Source organism: Acinetobacter sp. GWC1_38_13 (assembly GCF_001767535.1).
In the GTDB taxonomy this organism is placed as follows: Bacteria; Pseudomonadota; Gammaproteobacteria; order Pseudomonadales; family Moraxellaceae; genus Acinetobacter; species Acinetobacter junii.
In genome coordinates this window covers 262-1,494 of the sequence record NZ_MELG01000124.1, presented here as the reverse complement: position 1 = coordinate 1,494, position 1,233 = coordinate 262, and the positions used below count along the sequence as shown (strand labels likewise).

The following is a 1,233-nucleotide window of genomic DNA, read 5'->3' as shown; positions in this document are numbered from 1 at the left end:
TGGATGCTCAGGTTGATCTTGCACTCAGAATTACACAGAAAGTTGCTGATGGTTTAATTGCTCGTCCTGTTTGTGATATTGAATCTATCTTTTGTGCGCATCCACATTATTTACAAGATCACACTCCCCTTTCACACCCAAGCCAACTGATTCAGCATGAATGTATAGCCCACCATACGCATAATGAGTATTGGACTTTGTTTGATACAGATCAACAACCTCAGAATTATCCATTAAATGTTACGTTTAAAAGTAATGATGTGATTGCGCTCTATCAAATGTGTCTTAAAGCAGAAGGCATTGCCATGTTACCAACGCTATTGGTGCGTCAGGATATTGCACAACAACGTTTGCAACAGGTATTTACAGATTTTTCTGCACCTGACCTAACCTTGTCGTTAGTCTATGCATCAAGGCAACATTTACCGAAAATCACACAAGAATTTATTGCTTTTGTCATCGAAAACTTAAATTTTTACTTAAATCAGCAAAATTAAAAGATTTAAATCAACCTGAACGCTTGAATTTTGTCGCCTTGCCCATACTTCATCCCTATCTATGAATGAACAAGATGTGGCAGTTCGGGTTTAACCCTATGAGCATTCACGCCAAAAGGACTGTACATGTTTAAGAACTTTTTTCAACGGAGATCATCAATGGCTAATGAGCAAAATGAGCAAGCTCAAGACATTCAAAATGAGCAACAAACTGAACAAACTCAAGCTGAAGGTGTAGAGCAAGCAAACGAGCTTAGCGTTGAAGATTTACAAGCGCAAATCACCAAACTCGAAGAAAGCTTGAAACTTGAAAAAGCCCGTACTGCAAATGCCGTGTACGAAGCACAAAAGAGTGTTGAACGTATCCAGCGTGAATCTGAAAAACACAAAGATACCGTTCTTGAGAAATTTGCTAAAGAGTTGTTGGATTCAGTCGACAATCTTGAACGTGCGATTCAAGCCGCTGGTGATGAACAAACACCTTTACTTGAAGGTGTAAAACTGACTTTGAAATCGCTACTGACAACACTTGAAAAATTTGGTGTGGTTGAAGCAGATACACAAAATGGTTTCAATGCAGACCTTCATCAAGCAGTCGGTATCGATCCAAACGCTCAAGCGAACCAAATCGGCACTGTATTGCAAAAAGGTTATACCTTAAATGGTCGCCTACTCCGTCCAGCAATGGTGATGGTTGGTCAATAAATTGAGGTTGAGCATTTAAAATTTTGCTCAA

At 39.3% G+C, this 1,233-nt stretch carries 2 protein-coding genes; both read left to right on the top strand.

The features are described 5' to 3' along the window. Positions 1–497: substrate binding domain-containing protein (locus A2003_RS13635; RefSeq protein ID WP_286687496.1), on the top strand; the 497-nt coding region annotated here is incomplete at its 5' end. Positions 498–656: 159 nt separating this feature from the next. Beyond that, complete coding sequence (gene grpE, locus A2003_RS13630; protein ID WP_005158808.1) at positions 657–1,202, top strand: nucleotide exchange factor GrpE; 546 nt, start codon at positions 657–659, stop codon at positions 1,200–1,202. The last annotated feature ends 31 nt before the right edge of the window (positions 1,203–1,233 follow it).